Origin of the sequence: Endozoicomonas sp. NE40 (genome assembly GCF_040549045.1) — a bacterium.
Lineage (GTDB): Bacteria > Pseudomonadota > Gammaproteobacteria > Pseudomonadales > Endozoicomonadaceae > Endozoicomonas_A > Endozoicomonas_A lisbonensis.
The window spans coordinates 269,430-289,516 of record NZ_JBEWTB010000001.1 but is presented as its reverse complement, the minus strand read 5'-3'; the positions used below and the strand labels follow the sequence as shown (position 1 = coordinate 289,516).

The following is a 20,087-nucleotide window of genomic DNA, read 5'->3' as shown; positions in this document are numbered from 1 at the left end:
ATGACTCAGGGGTGTTTGCTAAAAACTATTGCTTTATACATCAAAAGCCGGTTTTTACAAATACCTATTTTTCATAAAATGAGACTTTTTTTCAGAGCTTCCTGAGCTTTGGCAGACGGCTCAGCACAACGATTGCCTCACCGCTGTAGAGTCCAATTTAACGAGGGTTATTCTGGAATGTAAAACGATCGGTCCGAATCACTCGCCAGACCAACAGAAAGCGTTCGTTTTTCGGGTCCTGTGGAAGAACCCTCGAAAATGAAGAGTGAAGAAAATCAAAATCCTGTCGCCGAGACCAGTCGCAGTGATTACATACAGCCTGAATATTCAGGCTGTATGCTCAAGGTTCATTAACCGGCAAACAGTTCAAAGCTCGCACTGTTATCAGCATTGGAGTCAGCGCCTACATAAACATCAATCTTGCCAGACTGCTGCTTAAAGCACTTCTCCAGACCATAAAACGCCAGTTTTTCCGGTGTCAGGAACAGTTCAACTTCTTTGCTCTCACCCGGCTTCAGTGTGATTTTCCTGAAGTCTTTCAGTTCACGATGTGGACGGGTGGTGCTGGCGACGTTCTGACGGATGTAGCACTGTACGACTTCAGACGCTTCCACTTTGCCTTCGTTCGTTACCAGCACAGTCACCTTCTGGGTTTTACCGAATGGCAGGGACTCTTTTGCCAGTTGCAGGTTCGTGTAGCTGAAGGTGCTGTAGGTCAGACCAAAGCCGAATGGGTACAGTGGCTCAACGGACTGATCCTTGTAGGGCATATAGTCCTGAAAGTCGCGCATCTTGCCCAGCGGTTTACGGCTGTAGTAGATCGGAATCTGGCCAGTAGAGCGAGGCACAGTGATAGGCAGACGACCGGAGGGAGACACGTCACCAAACAGTACACGGGCCACCGCATGACCGGTTTCAGTACCGGACTGCCATGCATACAGCAGGGCGTTCGCGTATCGCTCAATATTTTCAGACGGCACTGGGCGACCAGTACACTGAACCACAACCATCGGCTTGCCGGTTTCTCCGATGGCTTTAATCAACTCTTCCTGACCCGCAGGCAGAGCCAGTTCGGCGATGTTACGGGCTTCGCCGGTACGGCGATGGCTTTCACCCACACACAGTACCACTGCATCGGAACGGTGAGCGCACTCGACCATTTCGTCGGTAAAGGCGGCGTCTTCCGTCAGAAGTTCAATATCCGGTGCGTTGGCTTTTATGCCTTCGTAAATGCTGGTGATGTCCTTCACCTTGCCGTCCAGACACCAGGAGCCCAGATGCTGTCGTTTGGAGTGTGCGTGAGGACCGATCACAGCGACTTTAAGCTTCTCTTTGGCCAGCGGCAGAATGCTGTAGTCGTTTTTGAGCAGTACCAGACTCTGTTCCGCCAGCTTCAGGGCTTCAGCCACATGGTCTGCACGACGCATGACTTTTTTATGGCGGGTTTCATCGGCATAAGGCCGCTCAAACAGGCCAGCACGGAACTTGGCTCGAAGCACACGGGTCACTGCGTCGTCCAGACGCTCTTCGTTGATACGGCCAGCCTTTAACAGATTTTCCAGGTGGTCTTCATAAGCTTCGTTGGTCATGGCCATATCGATGCCAGCGTCCAGCGCACATTCAGCCGCTCCGTCAGCGCCTTCTGCCACACCAAAGTACGCCAGGTCAGAGATGGAACCCCAGTCGGAGATCACCATGCCGTCAAAGCCCTGCTGATCTTTCAGCCAGCCCTGAACCAGTTCTTTGCTGCCGGATACCGGTGTACCACCAAGATCGTTAAAGCTGGACATGACCGTACCTACTCCGGCTTTAACCGCAGCTTTAAACGGCGGCAGATGAACATTGTGCAGAGTGTTGTCAGACAGTTCAGTGGTATCGTAATCACGTCCACCTTCGGATGCACCGTAACCGACAAAGTGCTTGGCGCACGCCAGCAGGGAATCAGGATTCGCCGGACTCTCACCCTGAAAGCCCTGAACGACAGCTTCCGCAAACTGGCTGGTCAGGTAAGGGTCTTCACCACTGGTTTCAATGACACGGCCCCAGCGAGGGTCACGGGCAATATCCATCATGGGCGAGAAGGTCCAGTGAATGCCCAGGGAAGCGGCTTCGCGGGCGATACCGGTATAAGCGTGGCGCACCTGTTCCGGGTTCCAGGACGCCGCCTGCGCCAGAGGAATTGGCAGTACCGTTTCCTGACCGTAGATAACGTCACGGGCAACGATTAACGGAATGCCCAGTCGGCTGTCTTCTACTGCAGCACGCTGGATTTCATTCAGTTCAACCGGGTCAACAGTCAGGCCCGGCGCATTACCTGCCCAGGCGGTGTCTGCCAGAATACGGGAACCCCAGCGACCCTGGCGAACGCCTTCAAGGTATGCTTCTTTCTTTTGTTCAAACTCCAGCATCGGGGTCTGACACAGCTGGCCAATTTTTTCGGCCAGTGTCATACGGGACAGCAGGTCTGCAACGCGCTCTTCTACGGGCAGAGCAGCATCCTTGTATGGGTAACTCATGGAGTCGTTTCCTTATACTTCTTTAAAGTCATACTCTGGAAAGGCTTCCGCCAGAAACTCTTCCATTTCTTCTGCCAGCTCCAGGTTACCCTGCAACTGACTTCTGCTCAGCAGTTCACGGGCAGCTTCCGGCACATAACGCTGGTCCAGCTGGATGTAGAGGTCAATAAACGCCAGCAGCTCTTCATCGGAGACCTGGGGCAGAAGCTCCCCGGTGGCCGCAATCGCCTGTTCATAGAAAGCCGGACGGATGCCAAAAACACTGGACTCCCAGGTTTCAATCACCTGTTGGTAACCACCGAAGTATTCATCGTCGATACGCATTTCCAGCTTGTTCATGCCTTTGAGCGCTATAACCAGATCGCCCTCTTTGTGAATGGCTCTGGCGAATTCAAAGTAAGCGCTGGACTGACGGTAAGCGTGAATCCAGGCTGTGCAGAATGTGGTGATCACCAACAGTGCGACCAGGCCAAGCTTTTTACCCGTGGTCATCTTGATAGCAGCCATTACTTAACTCCTACACCGGTAAATGCCTTGATGAAATTCTTCTGCATAAAGAAGAACACGAATACGACCGGTACAGCGATCATGGTGGTCATCGCCCACAGCTGCTCCAGGTTGCCACCCGGTACATTGGTCTGGAATTTGAACAGAGCCAGCTGCAAAGTCAGCATGGAGTCGTCGCGGATATACAACAGTGGTCCCATAAAGTCGTTCCAGGCGTTCATAAACGTCAGGATACCTACGGTGGCCAGTGCCGGACGCAGCATGGGCAGCACGATCTTGAAGAAGATGCGGAACTCACCGGCACCATCGATACGCGCGGCTTCCAGATAAGCGTTGTCGATCTGCTTCATAAACTGAACCAGCAGGAAAATGTTATAAGCGCTGATGGAACCGGGAATGATCAGGGCGCGGAAGGTGTTAATCCAGCCCCAGTCGTACATCATCATGTACACGGGAATGGTGAACAGGATACCCGGAATCATCATGGACGACAGAATCATCTTCAGCCAGAACTCTCGCCCCGGCATGTTCGTTTTCACGATCGCGAACGCTACCATCGATGACAGCAGGCAGTTCAGGAAGGTAATGGCTGATGCGACAAAAATGGTGTTGCCGAATATCCTGAACAGGTCAATGGCTTTGAAGACTTCGATGTAGCCCCTGAAAGACCACTCTTGCGGCATCGCATTAGGCGCGTGCATGATCTCCGAACCGGTTTTGAACGAGTTCATGATCATAAAGAAGAAGGGATACAGCACCATGACACTGGCGGCAATCAGGCCGCCATAAATCAACCACTGTTGCTTTCTGTTCTTGATCACTGGTTAATCTCCCTTAGCGGTAATCTTCATCTGCAGAGTGGTCAACACAAAGATGATCACAGCCAGCAGCAGGCCGATAGTAGAAGCTTCACCCATCTTCATCTGTTCGAAACCGGTCTGGTACAGATGCAGTACCGGAGTCAGGGCAGAGTTGTACGGGCCGCCCTGCAGGTCAAAGTTCATAAACACTTCCACGAACATTTGCAGGCCGTTGATAATATTGATGGTCAGGACGAAGATAATCTGCGGCTTGATCATTGGCAGGGTGATTTTAGTCACCTTGCGCCACCAGGAGGCACCGTCCAGGTCCGCCGCTTCGTACAGGGACTTGTTGATGCTGGCGATACCGCCAAGGAAGATAATCATCTGCACGCCGAACCATTTCCAGGCACTGAAGAGCGCGATCATTGGCATGGGTAGCCATTGCTCAAACTTCCAGAACACCGGCGCGGCCAGCATCCCAATGCTCTGCAGGTTCTCCTGGATCGGTCCCACCGGGCTGACCAGAAAATCAAAGATGATCATGGCCACGGTAATGGAAGTGATAACCGGAACGAACAGAATGGTGCGGAACAGGCTCGCCATGAATTCGATTTCGTTCAGCATCAGTGCCGCCAGCAGAGCCACGACAAAGCTTAGGGTGATAAAGATGATCTGGTTGAACAGCACGTTAAACAGGGACAGCCAGAATTTGCCGTCAGAGACCACCGTGATCCAGTTACCGAGACCCACAAAACGGGTGTTTTCCGGATTCAGGACGTTGATGTCCAGAAAACTGTTCTGGAACGACAGGAAAAACGGGTACATCAGGAAAACCAGAAAAAACAGTACCCAGGGTGATAAAAACAGATAAGCAACCCAATGCTCTTTAAATTTCATGACATACAGCCTGCGAACAACTCATAAATAAGTAGTACATATATCCATTGCGTTTGATGCGCAGGCCGGGTCGCACAAAGCGACACCCGACCTGCGGTCGTTTTTGCAATGACTCGCTAGTTTCTTAGCACCTTCCGGGCCTCCTGACCCGCACGGCGCACCGCTTCTTCCGGCTCCAGCTCGCCACGCAATACGACACGGGAGTAGTAACGCAGAACGATGTTGGATACGTCTGCGACGCTGGCAAACGACTCATTCATTACGGTGTTTTGTAGCTGATTCACAAACGGTATCGCTTCTTCCGTCTGGAAATGAGGGTGCTCTTTCAGAGACCGCAGGGTTGGCAGCTGCTGCAGAGCCTGGGCTGCTTTCAGGTTGAAACGGTCTTCCATCAGCAATTCAATCAGGTTCCAGCTGTGATCTTCAATTTCATGAGTGTTTTTGAACATCATCAGCGCACGGCCATCCAGGTTGGAGTAGTGTGGATCACCTTCCTTACGAACAGGCAGCGGTGCAATGCCCACATCTTTACCAATTTCCATCGGGCCGCCCAGTGCGTCCTGCATGTTCAGCCGCCAACCGAAACCGTACTGAGGCCACATACCGATGGTGCGTGAGAAAAAGTCCTGCTCCATGGTCAGCGGAGAATACTTCTGAATCTCACGCATGGTACCCATGAATTCCGCCATGCCTGCTTCTTCACGGTCAAACACCGGGTGTGTGCCGTAACGGTTCAACAGCTGGTATTCACCATTGTTGAAGTTGTAATACATCTGCGACAGCATGCTCCAGTACCAGCTTCCGGAAGCAATTTCCTCGTTCCAGAAAACAGAACCATACACACGGCTGCCGTTACTGCGGCGTGGCAGCTGGCTGATTTTTTTCGCAGCGTAAACGTACTCATCCCAGGTGACAGGCGGTTTGTCCGGATCCAGCCCGGCTTCAGCAAACAACTCCTTGTTGTAGATCATCATCTGCGTGGTGGCGTGCCATGGAATGAAATAGTTGCGACCGAAGTTTTCAGCCATGAAGTCCTGGTCCACACGCTCGGAAACGGCATCAAAGCCATCAAACTGGTTCAGGTAGGCAAGCCGTCCCAGTTGGGCGTAGCGGGCGACCTGATAACCTAAAATACCTGCGTAAACATTAGGATAATCACCCGCGGCCATACGGGTTTCGAGGTTGCCGTCACTGGTGATAACCAGTTCAACCCCAGGGTAACGGCGTTCATATTCCGGCTTGATGACGTCACTGACGAAATTCATGTAATCGCCAGGCGGAACCATAAATTCAATGCGCTCTTTTGCCCATGCAAAAGGCGTCATTATTATTAGAGCTATTGTTAACCACTTATACATTATGTTAACCGTTACTCATCAGTGCAGGTTCCTCTCCTGCATTCTGACTTTCCGGCCCCCCGATTCAGACCCGTGCTATGAAGCACATCATCCGTTTACCATGTTGGGCTGGGGGGGGATCGTACCAATCTCCCGCCAGTGTCGTTTATTCGCTGTCGCTTGGACGCCTGTCACGGTCTTCGGATAAGGAAGGCCGTGACAGGGTTTCCTGTTTTCAGACAGGATTTACAGCCAGATTTCCAGCCTGTTAGCGGCGTCAGTCAGCTGTGCTTCCAGTACCGACTTCTCAACCAGCGCGCCACCGGTACGGTAAGCATTGGCCAGTTCAGTCATGGCAATGTCAGCGCCGTTCAGCTCAATACGCTTCGGCGTGAACTCGCCCTGATCAGGGTTGATGACCAGTTCACATGGCTTGCCGTACAAGCGGAAGTTCAGGGTTACTTTGCCCAGCTTCTTGCTGACCACCGGGTCCAGCACCAGGGAGTCGCCCTCAAAGCGAACACCCAGAACGTTGCTGATCAGCTGGTTGATGTAGATGCCAGGACCACTGGAGTAAATCTTCCAGCCGCCTTTTACTTCTACTTCACCGGTCTTCAGCTTGCCGAAGTTCTCGTAAGCGTCGTAACGGTTGTTGAACTTACCGTCGGAGCTGGAGAAGTACGCGTTGGACTGGCGCAGGTCAGCGTTAGGGACCGAACCCCGGATGCCTACCGGCAGGATCTTGTACAGGTTGTCGTATACTTCATCCACCTTACCCATCTTCGCCAGAGCTTCGATGAAACGAATGTGCGCGTGGCAGTACTGCAGACCCACTTCGCGGCCCAGGTTCGCAGCCAGTTCAGCACGCTTGAAGTAAGTTTGCTTACCCGCCTTGTACTCGGCCATGCGATCCATCAGGCGGACGCCGTCCGGGTGAACCAGTTTGTCTTCGATGATAGCCATGTGCTGTTCGGCCATTTCCCTGTCGAACGTCTCGGAAATGATGGAACGGGACGCTGGCAGCAGACGGTACTTGATACCTGTCTTCTGGTCAGATGGGTGCAGCAGGTATTCCGGCTGCTCGATGTCACCTTCAGGGAAGTGCAGGAAGCCGGTGATTACGCCGTCCTTGATCAGGAACTTACGGTAGTCCGCTTCCATCTTCTCAGTCAGATCAGCGATGCGAGCTACGAATTCAGCGTACTGCTCCTGGCCTTTCAAAGCCCTGGTCATGGTCTTGAAAGTCTGCAGGGTCAGCGGAATCGTCCAGCCACTGACCATGTTCTCACGCAGGGCCTGGTTCGCTGGCTGCAGGGTATCGTCCCAGTCACCGTCGCCGTAGCAGGACAGGTGCGTACCGGGTACCAGGTTGTCGATGATGTGCTGCACCTGACGCTCAAGGTGAGCAAACAGGGTGAACTTCTCTTCGGTAAAGGCGAACTTCTGCCCGATGCTGGTGTAAGGAATCTGACGATCCAGTACCGCCACGTCGCCGGTGGTCAGGATGTAGTCAGCAACGGCTTTCAGAGGCCATACGACGATGTCACCGTGGGACTCTTCCTGCTGGATCGTGTTGTACTGGTCGAACATGAACCACTGTGGCCATGTACCGGTTTCAACGTACTGGTGGCTGTAGATGCTGTCCAGAATGTCCACGACCTTGTCGTAACGCTGCATGGACATGAAGAACTCAAATGGCCCCTGGGAAACGTCTCGGGTACCCCATGCCCCGCCGGAGTACTGCTCCAGACCGTGTGGCGTCGCGTAGTGAACCAGTGCGTTGTGGGTGAACCACTGCATGGTGTCGTTCAGTTTCTCAGCGTTGTATTCGTCGTTCTCGAAGGAAACGCGGAAGTCGTTGATCAGGTCGTTCTGTCCACGCTGGAACGCGGCTACTTCTTTATCGAAGTCCAGAGTTTCAACCGTCTGCTGGCTGGCATCGCTCAGGGAACCGGCGATGGTGACAACGACTTTTTCACCGGAGAGGTCGCTCAGCTGGCCTTTCAGCAGCAGGTAGCGAACGGAACCGTCTTCTTCACAGGTCACTTTCTCAACGTCAGTCAGGGCGTCGTCCAGCTTCATGGTGAAGCTCAGCTCCGGGTGGTGAGCCGCGACCAGTTCGTGGTTGCCGGTCACGTGGATGTTGCGGTCGTTCTGGTTAACCGTAACAACGGCTTCACCTTCGTTGTTGCCCATGGTCAGCTGATTGCTGATCAGGATGTCCAGAGGCTCCAGACCTTTGGTTTCTACTTCCATCTGAACCGTCGTCGATTCAGTCGCGCTGAAGCTGCGAACGATGATGAAGCCACCGTTGTGCTTGTATACCCAGCGGGAGAAGTTTGCGCCGGTTTCGAACGCGGATGGCATGGTCAGTACACGATACTCGCCGTTTTCCCTGACCCAGATGCGCTGGCCGCTGGACTTGAACAGGTTCAGGAACGTACGGTCTACGCCCATCATCTTGTTGAAGGAGGTGTTGCCCAGTACGACGTGAGAGTTGAACACACCGTACATGCCGTGAGTGGAGCTCATGACGGCATTGCGGAAGTCGTGACAGTTGCCGGAGGACACCATGTGACCGGTGGAACGTTCCAGATGCCGTTCTTTTTCCTGCAGGGTCACGTAACGGCTGTCGGTGTGGAAGAAGGAGAGCAGCTTGCCGTCTTTTTCTTCAGCGAAACGACGCTCCTCACCGAAGAATCCGGTGACTTCTTCAGCAGTCAGCTCTTCACCAACCAGAACGGACTCTCCGCTCAGGGGGAATTCAGGCTTGGCGATTTCTATTGCTTTGTCGAACCCCGGAGCAACGTAAGCGGCAGCAATTTCAGCAACCGGCCTGGCTTCAGCAACGTTAGAGTCAGCCATGTGCGGCTGAACTTCAACGTAGAAGACAGTGCTGTGCTTTGCACCGGCAGCCAGAACAACGTCAGCACTCTGCAGGGCAATGTAACCCATTTCGTACTGGTATTTAACGTTAGCCAGAGTTGGCTGGAAAACGGCTTCAGGCTGGTTGGTCACCTTGTAGCTCTTACCGAAGAACTGGATACCGTCGGTGGAGAAAGCCACGACTTCAGACAGCGAGCCGACCTGGGAGCATGGGTTACCCGTGCTGCCTGGCAGGTTCTGTCGGGAACAGACGGTGTAACCAGCGCCTTCCAGCTGAAACACTTCGTGGTCCAGGTACTGAGAAGCGTAAGCTTCATTGGTCTTAACTGCGCCTGCGTCAGCCAGGGCTACGTCCTGACCGAAGATAACGTCGAATGTCATGGCTTCGCCGGAGAGGTTCTCTACGTCTGCTGTGACAAAGGCAATACTTTGGTCTTTAGCCAGGGTAGCGATGACACGGGCACGGAAAAGATCGTTAGTCGTCTGCCAAACGACTTCACCAGCATTTGTACGAAACGTTTCTGTCTCAGGGCCAAAAAAAACCAGTGGAGTGACACTGATCGCTTCACCGGACTTAACACGAAGGTAAACGTTGGAAACCGCCTGTTCAAACTCTGGTGTTTCGTGCTGACCCAGCATGACAGGGCCAGCCATGATGGTTTTCAGTACGTTACGCTCGTCGTAAGACAGGGTCAGCTGTCCATTGGTGAGCTCGTGACTCTTACTGGAAAAAGAGTGGCTGGAAACTGTGTAGTTCATTGGAGTCTGATGACCTCCGGTTAAAGATTCTTAAAATACCCAATCAAATCATTGTGAGTTGCATGTTTCATACATGCTCACCAATATTCAGTTAAATCAGGGAAATATTTTCGCCGGTTTCGTTATCAAACAGGTGACACTTATCCATGCGGAACTGGATGGGCTGCTCAGCGACTTTGTCCAGAGCCTGTTCAGGGCTGACCAGCTTGCAGATCAGCTGCTTGCCTTGCGCGTCAAAATAAACAAAGGATTCGGAACCCATCTCTTCCACAGCGTCAACCTTCACCCGGAAGCTGTCGGCAGTACCGGAAGCCACGATGGCAATATGCTCCGGGCGTAGCCCCATGGAAATGTCTTTGCCTTCATAAGCAGCGACTTTTTCCTGCATCTGCGCTGGCAGCCTGAAACGCTGCCCCAGAGTTTCAGCCATCAGCTCGTCACCGTGGCGAACCAGCCGGGCATCCATCATGTTCATGGACGGGGAACCGATAAACTCAGCCACAAACTTGTTTTTTGGACGATGATAAACGTTCATTGGCGTATCCACCTGCATCACCGCACCTTTATTCAGGATGCAGACACGGTCACCCATGGTCATGGCTTCAATCTGGTCGTGGGTCACGTAGATCATGGTGGCTGGACGACCAGAGTCTTTCAGCTGCTGGTGCAGGCGACTGATTCGCATACGCATGGAGACACGCAGTTTGGCGTCCAGGTTCGACAGCGGCTCGTCAAACAGAAATACTTCCGGCTTTCGTACCATGGCGCGACCGAGGGCGACACGCTGACACTGCCCTCCAGACATCTGACCCGGCTTGCGATCCAGCAGTTCAGTAATTTCCAGCAATTCAGCCGCTTCGGCGACACGCTTTTCAATTTCTTCTTTAGGCTTTTTTGCAGTCTCCAGACCGAAGGACAGGTTTTCGCGCGCAGTCATGTGCGGGTACAGGGCGTAGTTCTGGAATACCATGGCAATGCCACGATCTTTGGGTGGTACGTCATTACAGCGCTTATCACCGATTATCAGATCGCCGGCGCTGATGCTTTCCAGGCCAGCCACCATTCTCAGGGTTGTGGATTTCGCACAGCCTGATGGTCCGACCAGAACCATGAACTCACCGTCCTGAATATCAAGACAGACGTCGTGGACAGCATGAAAACTATTGTCGTAAATCTTGTTGATATTGTGCAGCTTGACCTGGGCCATCAGGTATCCCCATCGAAAATTTTTTGTTGCCATTACTTAAAATGACCAGGCGAGAGATCATGTTAAGTAATAACAAGGTGTGTGCAGCTGGCGTAAACCACAGAGGCTATTAGATAATTAAGCAATGCCTCAGGAGAAAGCATTTACAGGTCTTTATTAATGACTACTTCATGAAATCGATCTTGCTGCCGCACATGCTGAAACGTTTCTAACAAGGTCGTAAGCCTACGGCAATTAGCAGCATAATTCAAGAATATTCACACCTCAAAACATGCGGATAAACAACTATTTACACAGTTTATACAGCCTGGCTATACAAACAACATGAGCCGGGTGAAATTGCCTAAATAATACGATAATCGATTTATTTCACTACATATACCGTATTTTGTCTGTAATAATTCTGACCTGTGCCTGTTGCAGAACAGCAACATGATCCTGACAACAGTCAGAAAGATATACACAAAACTTGACTCATGTCACTTTGTTGAAAGCATTCAGCAAAAAAACAATCAGAAGTAGACAATAGTAGACAGAAGCAACTTAAAACAGGAAGGGAGAAGGCAAATAAAAACCCACATTCGGTCAATCGACCAAATGCAGGTTTTCCAGCATTTTACTCAGCAGCTATCAGCTTCACCTTTGATGGGCGAGTATAGTTGGCAGGCTCTGGGTTACTGTAGTCATTGTAGGCGTTAAAGAATTCGGTACCCAGATATTCAGGTAGAGAAGCCAGGCCAAACAACATGGTAGAGAAGTCCACCCCCTCGATGGCGTTCGAGCGCCACTCTGGTTGTGTCTTGCTGTAACGCCACAGCACGGTGCCACCTTCCGGCAGCTCATAAACCGCTTTCTGGCTATCATCACGATACATGGCGATAAGATCATCCTTTGCCCGCTCTGAGTGGGGAATAAAGCCGGCAATGATGGTAGGGGAAATCATCATATGCGGGTTTTTGGTCTCAATGCCTTCGTGCACTATACGGTCAACACAATAACCGTCCGGGCAGGAGCCTGCACCACTGCCCCATTCAAATTCCTTCATACCTTCAAAGCCCTGACTCTGGAACCAGGAGTAGTCTGCTCTGGCTGCGTTTGCTGAAGCCTGTTGATATTCTTCCGAGGCAGAGAAGCCGTTCAGCAGGTAATGGTTGAACAGAAAGTTGAATTTGGAGGTAAACCAGGTTCTTCCTTCAGACAGAACCGGAATATCATTGTAATAGGATACTGGCAGATTCTTTGGTGTTTCATACCAGTGATTCCAGAATCGTCTTGCGTCCCGCCCCTGCCTGCCCTTTTTGAAATCAATGGCCTGCTGATTGGCCAGAGCAGCAACGATCATATATTCGTTGAATGCTTTGGTCTTTGGAGGCATATTGTTGCCATCATCATCTTGTACCAGATAAATCTGACCTCTGTTGATGTCGGCAATAAACTGGGTCAGGTCAGTCGTTTCGTACAGCTCATCAACCAGTGTGGCTATTTCCCTGTTCTCAGGGAAGTAACGTTTGATGAACAGGGCACCGCATAACATAATGGCGCTGTCGATCGGGCTCCAGTCTACTCCAATCTGCTCGCCATTCCGGGTGTCGTAAAAGTGAATATAAGTATTAGAAGGGTTACGTGGAACCGAAATGTCCGGCCCTTTGCCAGCCAGCATTCTCAGAGTCACCAGAGCCAGTTCTTCAGCGTCAGGCTCCCAGCCCATTTCATGACCGATCGCCAGAGCTATCAGGCCCATACCGGAGTTGGCAATAGAGCCTCGATTACTGCCATGCTCGAAGTACAGTTTATCTTCATAAGAGCCGTTATCATTGCGCGCCTGCTGCCAGAACTTGTAGCTGCCTTTAAAAAGCTTCTCAATAATTTCTGAATCAGTGATCTCGGCAGCGGCGACTGGCTGTGCAGTCATCGTGGTGTCTGCAGCAATTGCACTTGCCATAGGTGATAAAGCAGCACTCATTACTAGTGTGGCCAGGATTTTTTTCATATAAGGCTCAAATCTGAATAGTCAAAATCATGAGAGGAATACAGCAAATAAATCCTATCAAAAGATTTCGTTATGTTTTGTGATCTGGATCAAATCGTATGAAACGTTTCACTTTGTATGTGTGTACACTAATACGTGTATAAAATGATTTGAATTGGATAATTTCCCATATATCAATATAATTGTTTCACTCAATTACTATCATGCAACACAGCATATCGTAATCCAGAATATGCATGTGAACAGACAAAACGTTGCAGGTGAAAATGTCACCTCATCAGACCATCAGAGATGTAAACTTGTGAAAGCCACTATTAAAGATGTAGCCAGAGAAGCGGGGGTATCCATTTCAACCGTATCTTACGCAATAAATAATAAAGACAGGATCAGTTCTGAAACCCGTAAGCATGTGCTGCATGTAGCGAAGCGACTTAACTACGTTGCAAATGGCAACGCCAAACTGCTTAAGCAAAAACATACCCGTGCTATCGGTATATTTTTCAACTCATGGTTTGGCCCTATTTACAGTGAAATTGCACGGGGGATTGAAAAAGCCGTTCATCAGGCAGGTTATGATCTGGTAGCCTGCAGCCTTTATGGCGAAGAAAACTCCACGGCTTACAAATACCTGCGTGACCGTATGGTGGATGGCGCAATTATCCTTGCTGACTCATTTGATGACGACTTTCTCAAGTCTACCGCTTCCAAAGATCTGCCGCTGGTCGTGCTGGATCGTGAAGTGGAATCACCCCATATTTTCAGTGTTCTGATTGATAACTTTGGCGGAGCTTTCAACGCCACGAAAGCATTAGTACAAAGTGGATGTAAAGATGTTTACTTTCTGGGCGGCCCCAAAGGTTCTTATGACAGCCAGAAGCGACTGGAAGGTTATATTGCGGCTCTGGGTTTCTGTGGTGCCACAATAAACAACAATCATATTCTTGAATGTGATTTTACTGAGGAGGGTGCCTATCAAAAAATGAAAGTCCTGTTTAATAAAGGCACCGTACCGAACGCCATATTCTCAGCAAATGACGAGATGGCCCTGGGCATATATCGTGCCGCCCGCGAAAATAACCTGAAAATCCCGGAGAATATAAAAGTTATCGGCTTTGATGACATTCGTGAGGCAGAATTTGCAGCTCCTCCATTAACAACGGTATCCCACCAGAAATACGAAATGGGTATAAATGCTGCCGAAATCCTGTTCGAAGCCATTAAAAGCCCGGCCAAAGACTTAAATAAGTTAAGAATTCAGGCAACCAGGCTGATTGAGCGCGAAAGCGTATAACCTGTCTCGGCGATTCGGGGACCCCACTTGCGCGTGCCTGTGGGGTCCTGAATGCTGACTTAAGCGTGCATCCTGTTATTCAGACCAGAAAATCGGATTTGAGTAGAACCACAAATCTTCCCATTCGTCGTCCGGGTTATTGCGGTCAAACGGCTGAGGCTCCAGTGTATCGGTATTGGTGCCACGCAGACGTACATAGCCTTTTTCGTAGTCAAGCGGAATCTCTACATCCAGAATGATGCGACCATTTTCGATCTTCCATTCATCCTTGTGAATACGTTTCAGCACTTTAGTCGTTGAGTTTGTATCGGGTTCGAGATCAATATCAGGATGGATCGCACCGACAATAATATCGACACGGTTCAGAACAGGCAGATCACCGTTGTGGTTAGGCTCCATTGCAGCACCGATATCAATATTCAGGTGAAGTTTTTCCACACCACCACCTGTATTGAGGGTGTCGCCCATTGTCGCACCGTTCTCGCCTCTGGCAGTACTCAAGTTGAGATCCAGCGCATTAATCAGATCACCAAAGGTGACAAAGATACGACCATAGCGTAAGCCATCCATGATATCAGAGTATTCTTTCTCGGCATAAACCCAGGTTTTAGAGTATTCACCCGGCCAGTAGTCATTACCCGGAGCAAGTTCATTCGGGTTATTACGCAACGGATAAAGGTTGCTGGTATGTTTATGGAAGTCGGAATTGGAGGTAATCCAGTAAGGGCGACCACTGCCCAGAATATGGTCCCATGCACCGCCTACGACAGCTGTCATCTGATCCATGCCGCCAACAGACGGGGCACCGCCGTAACCACCACGAACAGGAGCCGCCTGATGACCCGGGGCGCCTTCCATACCCACCTGTACTTCAGGTGCCATATCGTACCAGCCTTTCATACGGGGTGGTGTAATCTGGCGGAATTTACCCAGCTCACGGGAGGATCGGCTTGGATGGTTCAGGAATACCAGGGGCTTTTCCTGAAACCTGTCCAGCCACTCCAGGCCTTCCAGCATGTAGGCGTTACGATGACTTTCAATTCCAGCTTCCTTGCGACCAAACTGGCGCTGGAAGTCACGCATAGTCTCACGCTCAAGGTCGTTGATTGGCAGAATCAGGGTGGCATGGCCGTGTACAGGAATGTTCCATTCGTGACCGTAAAAGATCACCATATCATCCACGGCTTTACGCGTCTCAAGCAGTTCAGGATAGGCATGCTCAAAGTTGATCATGGAGTGACCCGGATCACCATGATCCGTGTTAACAATCCAGCTCAGGCCGAACTTTTTTCCCATCGTCGTGTTTGTCAGATAAGAATATTTAGCATCCCCACCTTTTATAAAATTGCCATCCATATCAAAGGTCACACTCCAGTGAGTGTGAACATGGTGATCGCCAGCCAGCCACTGACGATCTTTATCATCTGCATCTGCACCAACCGATACAGCCAGTAAGCTCGCCAGACAGGCACTCAGCACTTTTCTGCGAAACATGCTATGTCTCCGTACAACCGTTTTGTTTTAAAAAAGCCCGCCATGGGGTAACGGGCAATAGGGGAGGACAGGCTCACTCGGTAGAATGAGCCTGCAAACCTGTCAGTTCTGGAAGGTGAACAGGCCGGGGTGTCGCGTCAGGGATTTGTTGTCAGCTGAATATTGGACACTCTGAACTTAACGCCATTGAGGGTATCGTTGCCGCTAACACCCCGCGCACGAATATTCAGAGCCTTGTTCAGGTTCAAAGCCAGTGTATGCTCAATGGCTCCGTTACCGCGGGTAAAGAGAGATTTCAGGGGAATAGTGACCCATTCGCCTTTATTCTCTGCAAAGCCAGGCTCAAGATAAACCACTTGAGAGTTATTGGAGCGATCACCTTCCATATTGACCTGAATCTGTTTTGTCGGGTGAGAGGCGTAATCTTCAACAATGATCCAGAAGCGCAGGTAGCCGTTGTCAATCAGACGACTTACGTCTTTGAACTCCTGATCTGCGGTACGCAACAGGACACCACCATTGCTGCCCGGACTGGCATTGTTGTAATGCACGACCATTGACTGCCCCTGCCAGCTGATTCTTGGTGACGCCGACCCCCAGGAAGCAGGTGTTCTGGCCCAGCCTGTAGAAGGGGCGTTATCATTCATTTTGTACAACCAGGATACACCCTCATCATCTGTCCGAATGACTTCATTGGTGTCTACCGGATCAGTACAGCGTAATACATCACCCGCTGTATCCGTTTCACGAATCATAGTGACTTCACTGATATCGAAACGTACGTCAGACTCAGAGTGAATTTCGAGAGGAATCACTGTCTTGTTGAAGCTTCCGAGCGTATCACGGAAACAACTGGTCGGAACTTTAATGGTCTGGTATTCCGGAGATCCCGCAATAGCGTGAAAAGCGCTGGTGAGGTCAACATAGTACGGGTCGGCAATTTCTACATTCTTATCCGTACTCGCCGTCATCCTGATGGATTTAATGTCGTAGGAACAGTTGCCCCCTAACTCATCACATACTTCAGTTTCCAGTGGCCGGTCATGAACACGAACAGCAAACTGGATAGTCCCTCCGACTTCGTAGTAACCCAGGTCGACAGGCAGGTCGTTGGCGGTTTTCAGTCGTATTTTAGCCGGCTGCCCCTTAGTGACCTGAACACTGATATTGCCCCGCTCTTCAACGGGCTTGTCCATTACGCTGGCAATAATGTTATCGCGAACAACAGGAATGCCCGGGATGACATCAGCGGTCATGCCTGCACGATCTTCAATCTGAAACATCATGTTATAGGAAGCGTCCTGACCGTACAGGTAAGTTCTTCGAGCCAGGTTCGAGCTGTAATCGAAATCATCCTCTAAACAACCGGTGAGTAGAGATACCGATAAACCACCGAGAATCAGGGACCTGACAGCATTATTCATAGAAATATCCAGCTTCTTTATAAAAAAATAGGTATTGCCAGTGATGAGGAGAAGTAACTTCCTGAAGTACCGATAATTCAAGGGACTCATCAACATGAAAATTGAAACGTTTCATTGGTGGGGTGAGAATAAGTGAGTTATCAGTCAATATCAAGACCATGCACATCCACACATGGTGATCCAGAAGCCACGCATGATGATCCAGAAACGATATGGAAACTTTCTCAAAGCCCATAAACAAAGGCTTTTCAGAAAAATATGAGCGCCTTTCCTATACGCATCCGTCTGTTTTTTTTATAGGTTTTTATGTTGATAGATTGATGTAAATCAAAAGAACATGATAAATATTGGTATTGGTTGAATCTATTTGTCTACTGCCGTACTATCGCTTTTACGGAAACGTTTCTGCAAATCATGATGATAGATTAAGTCGTTTATTGCAGGCTTGGCACACTTCAGGCTTTAACAACCACAACAGATTTCCGTGTAGTAAGGATTTTGTATGAATAAGACCGTTAAATCGATACTTCTTGGCAGTCTTTCGCTGTCAATGTTAGCAGGCTGCAATAGTGATGATAGCAGCAGTCAGGATTCAACAGACCCGGCTCCACAGCCCCCGGAAGTTGTAGCTGAGGAAGTAGTCATTTATGGCCCGGAAACCACCCGCGATTTTCATATGCGGGTTACTAACAGAAATAATTTTACATTTGATATTCCGGAAGACCTGGCTTTGCAAGCTGGTAATATGACCACTCAGCCAGTACTCACAGTCGACCCTACTAATGGTGAACAAGCGCTTTACGGAAACCCGGTCAACATAAAAATTGCTGGCAACAATAAAGGCTCTGTCATGATGACAAGCACCACCGGGCATATCATTGACCTGTCTGAGTCAACGGTTGACGGTACCTTGCAGTTTGACCTGAAAGTCAACAGCAAACCAGCAAAAGGCTCCAGGGTCTTCCTGACAATGAGCCACGAGAATCTGTCCGTTGTAAACCCACTACCGCCAATACCAAGCCCTACCGGAATCTCAGAGCAAACGATAGACATCACGGGCGCTTTCAACGCTTTCTCTGGCGGAGAAAAGCAGACGGTACGGGTTCCTCTCGCCTGCTTCAACACTGAGGAGCATGAGTTTGATTTCAGCCAGACTATCATGCCTTTTGGCCTGCACAGCGAAAACAACCTGGATATCGACCTGAGCAATATCCGCTTTGTGCCAAATTCAACAGGCCACCGTTATGAACTGCAGTGTGAACAGTCGGACAATGTCAGAACACTGTCTTCTGAATCTGCTCATAATATGTTTACGCGCAGCAACAATGCGGATATTGATGATGGCTTCACCGGTTGGGCAAGAAAATACAAAACATGGAATGGTGGTGGAACCACAAAAATCAGAACCGAGGTTGTTAATAAGGACAACAACAATACCCGTCATCTGCTAGTGACCTTTATTGAGTCCCAGCCCGCTGGCAGGGGTGGCCTGCTGCTCGACCCGAACAATAGTCATATGGACTGGTCTGAGTTTGTGGAAAATGGTGTTCTCAGATTCCAGCTGCGCGTTGATGACTACGCCCTGCACCCAACTCGCCAGTTACAGGTAAGTTTTGAAACAGAAGGACACAACTCCAACAAAATCCAGCTTGATGAAAACTGCTCCGACGGAGGCTGGGGCTGGGTTGAAGTACCCGTTAAAGAGCTGATCACCCGTGCGGACGGCACCGTTGACACCACCATTATTCAGAACGTAAAAAACGCCCTGCACCTCGCGCCTGCTGATATCAGGGGCCAGGACACACTGCAAGGCATTGCCTACAGACTGATTAACGTAACGCTCCAGCCAGCACCAGGCAATGAAATTACGGAAGGCTACTGCCAAAGGAATTAATAAGCGAATCAGGACGCTTATTATTTAAACGGTGACGCCGACTTATTTTCAAAAGCCGAATTAACATGGTTACTTGTTAGTTCGGCTTTTTTATGTTCTTTGTACCTTGCTACTCTGTATGAACAGAAAAACCAGGGCAAAAGTCTCATCAGGTCTTTTGTTCCAGGAAAATCAGTCTTAATTTTTTTTGATCGAATAATCAAATTGTAAAAACCTCCGTTTTTCTCTTACTCATGAAGACATACCCCACTGATAAGGGAAGAACTGGCGGAATCAGCTGGCATTGTAAGTTGCAAGGTTTTCCATACTTTCCCACTTCTCGCAGCCACTCAGAATACTGGCATAAGCGATGGTGACAGGCACCGGTCACTTATTTGTAAAGAAACGTTTCGAAACATTGTCATAGCTCAAAAAAAACAGCAGCAACTATAGCTAACATATCACAACACCTGCTGGCAGTTATGCACGCAGCGTTGTTCTTAATTTGTGCTGTGTTCATAAATCACCTGAAAGTTTTAGTGTAGAAAAAGAAGATTACTCCAGGCAGATTTTTATTGCCTGTCCTGATTCTCAACATAAAGTCCACAACTGTAAGAATGAATAGGAAATAACGATGAGAAAGATTACCGGCTCTATGTGCGCTCTTTTTTTAGCCATGTCTGTCACTGGCTGTGCTACAACAGATAGCGCGCCAAGTCCAGCCCGCAATAACCAGTCGAATATTCCTGCCCAGGTTCATAAAATCAACAATGAAATGGTCAAAGTTATGGGACTGGATGAGGCTGCTTCTGCAAAGCTTCTGCAACTGAACCTTAACCGTCATAATCGCTTCCATGAAATTAACAAATCTGACAAGAACGATCATCAGAAGAAAATTGCACGTGATGCAAACTTTCAGGAATTTATGGCAGGCGTGAGTGAAGTTGCAACACCTGCACAATTGTCTGCGTGGCAAAACCGTAGACGCTGATTTAAATATCACGAAGTAAAAAGATCATGATCCGGGTAATAACTGTCTGGGCATGATCTTTTTCCGTTATTGACTTAACCGTACGTATAAAGCTTTCACACTGTCAGAAAAA

13 protein-coding genes are annotated in these 20,087 nt (G+C 49.7%); 3 read left to right on the top strand and 10 right to left on the bottom strand.

What is annotated here, in order from left to right:
- Positions 1-350 precede the first annotated feature (350 nt).
- From V5J35_RS01010 to V5J35_RS00975, 8 genes are all read right to left on the bottom strand, one after another.
- Positions 351-2,516 carry a glycoside hydrolase family 3 N-terminal domain-containing protein gene (locus V5J35_RS01010; RefSeq protein ID WP_354011608.1) on the bottom strand — a complete coding sequence of 722 codons (2,166 nt, stop codon included), beginning with the start codon at positions 2,514-2,516 and terminating at the stop codon, positions 351-353.
- Between the two features lie 12 nt (positions 2,517-2,528).
- Positions 2,529-3,023, bottom strand: a complete 495-nt coding sequence (locus tag V5J35_RS01005; protein WP_354011607.1) for a hypothetical protein — start codon at positions 3,021-3,023, stop codon at positions 2,529-2,531.
- On the bottom strand, positions 3,023-3,844 hold the full coding sequence (locus V5J35_RS01000) for a carbohydrate ABC transporter permease (RefSeq protein ID WP_354011606.1): 822 nt from the start codon (positions 3,842-3,844) through the stop codon (positions 3,023-3,025). Before V5J35_RS01000 ends, V5J35_RS01005 begins: the two co-directional genes overlap by 1 nt.
- 3 nt (positions 3,845-3,847) lie before the next feature.
- Positions 3,848-4,723 carry a carbohydrate ABC transporter permease gene (locus V5J35_RS00995; RefSeq protein WP_354011605.1) on the bottom strand — a complete coding sequence of 292 codons (876 nt, stop codon included), beginning with the start codon at positions 4,721-4,723 and terminating at the stop codon, positions 3,848-3,850.
- Between the two features lie 116 nt (positions 4,724-4,839).
- Entirely contained in the window at positions 4,840-6,048 is a 1,209-nt protein-coding gene (locus V5J35_RS00990) for an extracellular solute-binding protein (RefSeq protein ID WP_354011604.1), read from the bottom strand.
- A gap of 258 nt (positions 6,049-6,306) precedes the next feature.
- Positions 6,307-9,705, bottom strand: coding sequence for a GH36-type glycosyl hydrolase domain-containing protein (locus tag V5J35_RS00985; RefSeq protein ID WP_354016232.1), 3,399 nt, complete (start codon positions 9,703-9,705; stop codon positions 6,307-6,309).
- A 91-nt stretch (positions 9,706-9,796) separates the two neighbouring features.
- Positions 9,797-10,912, bottom strand: a complete 1,116-nt coding sequence (locus V5J35_RS00980; protein ID WP_354011601.1) for an ABC transporter ATP-binding protein — start codon at positions 10,910-10,912, stop codon at positions 9,797-9,799.
- A gap of 616 nt (positions 10,913-11,528) precedes the next feature.
- On the bottom strand, positions 11,529-12,902 hold the full coding sequence (locus V5J35_RS00975) for a hypothetical protein (RefSeq protein WP_354016231.1): 1,374 nt from the start codon (positions 12,900-12,902) through the stop codon (positions 11,529-11,531).
- Positions 12,903-13,203: 301 nt separating this feature from the next.
- Here V5J35_RS00975 and V5J35_RS00970 point away from each other — a divergent pair, with 301 nt between their 5' ends.
- Positions 13,204-14,193 carry a LacI family DNA-binding transcriptional regulator gene (locus V5J35_RS00970; RefSeq protein ID WP_354011599.1) on the top strand — a complete coding sequence of 330 codons (990 nt, stop codon included), beginning with the start codon at positions 13,204-13,206 and terminating at the stop codon, positions 14,191-14,193.
- A gap of 75 nt (positions 14,194-14,268) precedes the next feature.
- On the opposite strand, the gene V5J35_RS00965 is transcribed toward V5J35_RS00970, so the two are convergent.
- Together V5J35_RS00965 and V5J35_RS00960 are read right to left on the bottom strand one after the other, a co-directional pair.
- The gene (locus V5J35_RS00965) at positions 14,269-15,687 is read right to left on the bottom strand and encodes a CehA/McbA family metallohydrolase domain-containing protein (RefSeq protein WP_354011598.1); all 1,419 of its coding nucleotides are present in this window, start codon (positions 15,685-15,687) and stop codon (positions 14,269-14,271) included.
- 137 nt (positions 15,688-15,824) lie between these two features.
- A complete protein-coding gene (locus V5J35_RS00960) occupies positions 15,825-17,111 on the bottom strand; it encodes a putative glycoside hydrolase (protein WP_354011597.1) in 1,287 nt (428 codons plus the stop codon).
- A gap of 502 nt (positions 17,112-17,613) precedes the next feature.
- Here V5J35_RS00960 and V5J35_RS00955 point away from each other — a divergent pair.
- Both V5J35_RS00955 and V5J35_RS00950 read left to right on the top strand, forming a co-directional pair.
- Entirely contained in the window at positions 17,614-19,005 is a 1,392-nt protein-coding gene (locus V5J35_RS00955) for a putative glycoside hydrolase (RefSeq protein WP_354011596.1), read from the top strand.
- Between the two features lie 613 nt (positions 19,006-19,618).
- Positions 19,619-19,975: a hypothetical protein gene (locus tag V5J35_RS00950; protein ID WP_354011595.1), complete on the top strand. Its 357-nt coding sequence runs from the start codon at positions 19,619-19,621 to the stop codon at positions 19,973-19,975.
- Positions 19,976-20,087 lie beyond the last annotated feature (112 nt).